Below are 6,405 nucleotides of genomic sequence, written 5' to 3' on the forward strand. Positions count from 1 at the left end.
TTTTTAATATGTCATTATCCCTCTGAGCACGCTTAAGTTGAACTTCTAATTCTTGTATGCGCTGTTGCCCGGGTGTTAACGCTTTTGATTTTACAGGCGTATTCCCATTTAACTCGGCAAGATATTGTTGCTTCCATCGTGATACGGCAGATTTACCCGCACCGGATATTTTTTCAACTTGGATATTGCTATATCCACCTTCAACCATGAGTTTTGCATATTCCAGTTTTTGCTTTCCGCTAAAGGTTACTTTTACTTTTCGGGTCATATTTATACCTATAAGATTTTGCTTAATTATAAGCTATAAATCTCTACAGTTTTATTAGACCACTACACAACTGAGTGGTTTACTTCATTAGGCCTGATAAATATAGCTAAATAATTTCTATTACAAAATGCTATTATTTAATTGAAAATAATAGCATTTTTCTTTCATTTAACATAAAAGCTGACAACTAAAAAGAAAATTCATTTTACAATTCAATTCATTATCCTATCTAATTAACAAATTTAAATTAGCTATTTTTTTTTGCGTAAACAAAATAAGATCATATGCTTCCCTAACTAACTTATCCAAGAAATGGAATAGAATAAACATGCTTAAATTTTTTTACTCATACTCTCAAACCAGAAAAGCCTGGTTATTACTGACTATCAGCGCCTGTATTTTAGAAATTATTGCACTTTATTTTCAACACGGAATGGGGCTTAGACCTTGTGTATTATGCATTTACGAACGGATTGCACTGTTTGCTATTTTGGCAGCTGGTTTAATCGCCCTCATCGCGCCAAAAAGTACTCTTCGCATCGTAGCACTCATTTTATGGTTATACAGCAGTTGGCAAGGATTGAAGCTAACTTGGGAACATGTCAGACTAAAATTTTACCCATCACCTTTTGACTCGTGTGATTTTGCCGTTAATCTTCCATCATGGCTGCCACTTAATCACTGGTTTCCAGCTGTTTTTGAAGCCTATGGTGACTGTATCCAAAAACAGTGGTCATTTTTAAATATTGAAATGTCCGTATGGTTATTAATTATTTTTATCGCTTATTTTTTGCTGGCAATAATTGTCTTGTTAAGCCAATTTTTTGGCTTTAAAAAAAATAGTCATTAAGACAATTTTAGCTGGACTAATAATTATCAGTCCAGCTTTGGCAATAACGACTTTATGCAACTATTACGGCTGACTAGCGGGGAACTGTCAAACCACTCAATAAGTATGAGGTTCAATAGATTATTACCTAATACACTTTATAAATAATAATTATTAATGAATACTAGTTTTAGAAACTAGATTAATAACTAAAACCCCAGAAATAATTAATAAGATCCCTAAAATAGCTGGCCAATCTAATTTTTGCTGATAGAGAAACAACGCTGCTACTGACACCAGCACGATGCCTAAACCAGACCAAATAGCATAGGCAATACCTAATGGCATCATTTTAACTACTTGTGATAAGCCAAAAAATGAAATGCTATAACCAACAACAACAATAATCGATGGCAACAAACGGGTAAAACCATCAGAAGCCTTTAATGATGTAGTTGCAATCACTTCAGCCACAATCGATATTAATAAATAAGCCAATCCGTTCATTTATACTCCTAAATATAAACTATATCATCATAATGGTAAGATAATCGAAACATTAATTGCCAGTATTAAGGTAAAACTAAATCATCAGCAAAAGTTTTCTTTTGCTTTAAACTAGCCTAAACTGGTCGCGTTTTTTATCGCGGTGGATTTAAAAATCATTCTTTTGATAATAAAATCGATTACCTTTAATACATCAGTAATAAATATGAATCAACAAAAAGAACAGTATAACTTTAATAAACTACAAAAAAAGTTACGTCGTAACGTTGGCCAAGCGATCGCTGATTTCAGTATGATTGAAGATAACGATCGCATTATGGTTTGCCTTTCTGGTGGCAAAGATAGTTACACACTATTATCAATATTACAAAATTTACAAAAAAGTGCGCCAGTAAATTTTACTCTATTTGCTATCAATCTTGACCAAAAGCAACCCGGCTTTCCGGCCGACATTTTGCCATCTTATCTCGATAAACTCGGTATTGAATACCAAATAGTGACAGAAAATACTTATGCTATTGTGAAAGAGAAAATACCGGCAGGAAAAACGACCTGCTCACTATGCTCTCGCCTACGTCGTGGTATTTTATATCGAACTGCCAGCGAACTGGGTGCCACTAAAATCGCATTAGGCCATCATCGAGATGATATTTTACAAACCGTATTTCTCAATATGTTTTATGGGGGCAAACTCAAAGGAATGCCACCTAAGCTAATGAGTGACAATGGTAAACATATCGTTATTCGACCCTTAGCCTATTGCCGGGAAAAAGATATTGCGCACTACGCCAAAATTAAAGAATTTCCAATCATTCCTTGCAATCTTTGTGGTTCTCAACCTAATTTACAACGGCAAGTCATCGGCAATATGCTAAGAGAATGGGACAAACAGTACCCAGGAAGAATTGAGACTATGTTTCAAGCAATGCAAAATATTGTTCCTTCTCATTTATGCGACAGTAACCTATTCAATTTCAAACAGATTAATCATACCAGCAACATTGTTGATGGTGGCGATTTAGCATTTGATAACGAAACATTTTCCATAATTAACGCCCACCATGCTACCGAGTCAGATAGCCCTCACTCAAATCGGGTTAATATTGTTGTGAAATAAAATAAAAAAAGCCGATGAATTATACATCGGCTGATAGTGGTCAATTATTCTGTATAAGAACTCAATATGAGAAAAACTACAATTATGGAGCACAACGTTCATCGCTTAACGTTGTATTCACCTGCGAAATCAATTCTGCCTTAATTAGCTATAAAATTTCTTGATATAGCTCAATTTATTTTTACTAAACTAAATAACTGGAAATTTTATATTAAAAAATGTTTTATTTTATAACCACTTCCCTCTTTTTAACCACTAGATAACAAAAATAATTAAACAACTTAACAATAAACAAAAAATACTAAAGGCAAATTTAAACTCACTACCAGGAATACCATTTAGGTTCACCCCAAATAATCCGGTTAAAAAGGTTGATGGAAGAAAAACAATCGCTAACATTGACATAGTATAAATCCGTTTATTAGTTGCTTCAGAAATCAATGCATTAATTTCATCGGTGATAACAGCGGTACGAGCTACAAAACCATCTAATTCATCAATACATCGCCCAAGCCTTTCGGCATTTTCCTGCATGCGATGGCGATCGTCATCGCTCATCCATAGAAATTTTTCGGTGGCTAAACGAGCAAAAACATCTCGTTGAGTAGACATATAGCGGCGCACGATAATAATCTGTTTTCTTAATAACGCTAATTTTCCCCGTTCCGGAATCTCTTCAGTTAATATTTTTTCTTCCATTTTAATTAAACGATCATGCAATATATCGGTAAAATCACTGACTTCATAGTTAATTGAATCAGCAACCTCAACTAACCATTCTCCGCTCGTTTTTGCGCCAACATGATGAGTCAGATCGTCAATAACGGGCTCAAGGGATTTAACTTTACGGTGGCGACTAGAAATAATTACCTGATTATTAATATAGATACGAAAGGCAACCAACTGTTCAGGCCGATCACCAATATTTTTATTAATCGTTTGTAAATTAATCAGTGTACCATCACCAGTTCTTATTATACGCAACCGATTAATATTTCCAGTTAATCCATCTTTAATAGTTGAATTGAATAATCCAGAATGCTTTATCCATTGATAACTGGCTTTATTTCTATAATCATAGTGAAGCCAAAACGGTCTTTGTGGTGTCGCTTCCGCATTAACATCGATAGCAATAAATCCACCTTCACCATCTAATTGGTATGCATGCACAGGTTCAGAACCCTGAATTATTGAGCCATAAATAGCCACAACACATATCCCCCTATTACGGTCAATTTTTATTTTTCCTTTTAAAAATAGTCCTATTTCTGTTTAATTAAAGCTTTCTTACTCGATTGTTATATGATTAATTGCGAATAATATTTTATTTTTATGTCGCTAACCCTTTCTATTCGTCAAAATTCATCATAAAAATTAATTAAAACAAAAATAAAATAAATTTAAATTTATTAATAATACATTTAAATTCAATATATTATAATTAAAAACAAATTAATAAAAAGTTGATTACAAATGAAAAACAATTAAAATAATTAATAATATTAACCATAAACTAGGGACAGTTATGAAAAAAACCGTTATTTTTACCTTAATGACCCATTTATTTTTTTCTCCTACAGGATTTTCAGCTTCTCCTCAATCGCAAACTTTCAGTCTAGGCTATTCTAATCTCTATTATCATGGTAATTCTCTTACTGGATTAAACTTTAACTATGACTACCAAATAGATAACCATTGGGGAGTATTAACATCGATAAGCTGGAATAAAGGCGTTAAGCATCGGTATAGTTACAATAATTTCCATCAACTCGTTAAACATAAAGTTAATATTAATTACCTCAGCTTACAAGCCGGCCCCAGTTATCGTTTCAATGACTATTTAACGCTATATAGCACCCTCGGTTTTGCTCGTTTTACTCTAAAAAACACAGAGAAATTGGTGATCGAAAATATAGTGATTGATTCAATGGAACATCATACTGGCCTGAGTTGGGGAGCTGGAATAAAAATCAACCCACTCAAAATGCTTAGTCTCTATTTAAGCTATGAAGGAGCGAATAGACATAACTATCACACAAATCCCACAGTTAATGGATTTAATATTGGTTTAGGTTATCGATTCTAGTTGTCTAATTTACAATCTTGGTCGCCTGATGATACGCCAGGGCATAAATTTCATCACTGCCCTGCATTAAGCATACTAATTTAGTATTAAATTAATGTTTAATAACATAAAGTGTATGACTATAACTTACATTTTCTGGATTATTGACTGGATAGCCTTTTAACCAAGATTTAATTAAGTATCCGCGACTGTAATAGTAAATCGGTGCAATAGGCGCGTGTGTTAACAACATTTTTTCTGCTCGATTATAAAATCGATTACGATTTTTAATATTCTTTTCCATCATTGCCGCGGCAATAATTTGGTCATAGTCACTATTTTGAAATTTGGCCCAATTACCACGGTTAGAAGATACCATGACATTTAAAAAACTTGATGGCTCATTATATTCAGCAAATCTGGCTGCGCCCAACACATTAAAATGACCGGAATTACGACTCTCATTGTAAGTTTTCCATTGCTGATTAACCAGCGTTATCTCAGCACCCAATTTTCTTTTCCACATTGAGGCAATAGCAATAGCCACCTTTTTATTATTTTCTGAATTATTGTATACAAGAGAAAGCTTTAATGGATTATGTCTACTAAATCCCGCTAAATGTAATAAAACTCTGGCTTGTTCGTCCAACTCTTTTTGCCCATAGCCATCATAAAAGCCTCTTTCAGGAGTAAAATCTGCAATAACATCTGGTATAAAACGGTAAGCAACTTTTTCTCCATCAGCTAATATTTTGTTGGTTATAACGTCTCTATTAATTGATACAGTCAATGCTCTTCTCACTCGTCTATCATCAGTGGGTGGCTTTTGGGTATTAAAAACATAGTAATAAGTCGCCAACTGGCCAACCAAATAAAACTCATCCGGTATTTGCTGCAGTAATTTACTATCTAAATGCTCAGGCAAAAATTCAGTTTCAACAACATCACCGGCAAAATAACTTTGCCATGCCCGAGCATTTTGCTTAATCGGTACAAAGGTCACTTTAGTTAAAATTGTATTTTTATGATCCCAATAGTATCGATTAGGTTGTAAAACTATTTTTTCGCCGGCAATCCGTTCGGTTAACCTAAAAGCACCATTGCCGACTAAGTTAGTCGGTGTGAGCCAATTTTGACCATATCTAGCAATTATTTTTTGATTAACAGGAAAGAAACTAAAATGACTAGTTAAATTTAGAAAATAGGGTGCTGGCTGCTCCAAAGTCACTTTCAAGGTATGGTTATCAAGCGCTTCGACGCCTAACTTTTCAATGGGTAATTCATTATTAATAATTTTTTGTGCATTTTTAATCCCCGCCAGGGTGGCAAAATAAGCAAATGGTGAGTGATTTACCGGATCAACCAAGCGATGCCAACTATAAACAAAATCTTTAGCCGTGACAGGGTCACCATTTGACCACTTAGCATCCGGCCTTAAATAAAAAAACCAAATCCGATTACCGGCATTTGTCCAATGATTTGCTACACCTGGAATAGGACGGCCGGCTTCATTTTGATTAGTTAATCCTTCAAATAAATTATTAAATAGATTTTAATATATTAATCAATAAGTTAAATAACATATATTTATCTTAATTTATTCATATATACACATATAT

The 6,405-nt window shown here is 33.8% G+C and carries 7 protein-coding genes; 3 read left to right on the plus strand and 4 right to left on the minus strand.

The genetic code is table 11. The features are described 5' to 3' along the window. Nucleotides 1-268: IS3 family transposase (locus G468_RS0115625; protein WP_034250190.1), on the minus strand; the 268-nt coding region annotated here is incomplete at its 3' end. Between the two features lie 328 nt (nt 269-596). On the opposite strand from G468_RS0115625, the gene dsbB reads away from it, so the two are divergent. After that, nucleotides 597-1,118 (plus strand): disulfide bond formation protein DsbB, encoded by a 522-nt coding sequence (gene dsbB, locus G468_RS0115630; protein ID WP_026823858.1) that lies wholly within the window; start codon nt 597-599, stop codon nt 1,116-1,118. Nucleotides 1,119-1,271: 153 nt separating this feature from the next. Here the strand turns inward: dsbB and G468_RS0115635 are convergent, their stop codons facing one another. Further along, a complete protein-coding gene (locus G468_RS0115635) occupies nt 1,272-1,604 on the minus strand; it encodes a DMT family transporter (protein ID WP_026823859.1) in 333 nt (110 codons plus the stop codon). 199 nt (nt 1,605-1,803) lie between these two features. Here G468_RS0115635 and ttcA point away from each other — a divergent pair, with 199 nt between their 5' ends. Further along, nucleotides 1,804-2,721, plus strand: a complete 918-nt coding sequence (ttcA, locus tag G468_RS0115640; protein WP_406933687.1) for a tRNA 2-thiocytidine(32) synthetase TtcA — start codon at nt 1,804-1,806, stop codon at nt 2,719-2,721. Between the two features lie 255 nt (nt 2,722-2,976). Here the strand turns inward: ttcA and zntB are convergent, their stop codons facing one another. Then, nucleotides 2,977-3,930 carry a zinc transporter ZntB gene (gene zntB / locus G468_RS0115645; RefSeq protein ID WP_034250193.1) on the minus strand — a complete coding sequence of 318 codons (954 nt, stop codon included), beginning with the start codon at nt 3,928-3,930 and terminating at the stop codon, nt 2,977-2,979. Between the two features lie 316 nt (nt 3,931-4,246). On the opposite strand from zntB, the gene G468_RS0115650 reads away from it, so the two are divergent. Next, entirely contained in the window at nt 4,247-4,807 is a 561-nt protein-coding gene (locus G468_RS0115650) for an Ail/Lom family outer membrane beta-barrel protein (protein WP_026823862.1), read from the plus strand. A 91-nt stretch (nt 4,808-4,898) separates the two neighbouring features. On the opposite strand, the gene G468_RS21440 is transcribed toward G468_RS0115650, so the two are convergent. After that, on the minus strand, nt 4,899-6,281 hold the full coding sequence (locus G468_RS21440; protein WP_135677655.1) for a peptide ABC transporter substrate-binding protein: 1,383 nt from the start codon (nt 6,279-6,281) through the stop codon (nt 4,899-4,901). Nucleotides 6,282-6,405 lie beyond the last annotated feature (124 nt).

This window comes from Arsenophonus nasoniae DSM 15247, from assembly GCF_000429565.1.
Lineage (GTDB): Bacteria > Pseudomonadota > Gammaproteobacteria > Enterobacterales > Enterobacteriaceae > Arsenophonus > Arsenophonus nasoniae.

Coding starts and splice junctions, on each gene's coding strand:
- dsbB (WP_026823858.1), top strand. CDS start 597: ATGCTTAAATTTTTTTACTCATACTCTCAAACCAGAAAAGCCTGGTTA.
- G468_RS0115635 (WP_026823859.1), bottom strand. CDS start 1,604: ATGAACGGATTGGCTTATTTATTAATATCGATTGTGGCTGAAGTGATT.
- G468_RS0115650 (WP_026823862.1), top strand. CDS start 4,247: ATGAAAAAAACCGTTATTTTTACCTTAATGACCCATTTATTTTTTTCT.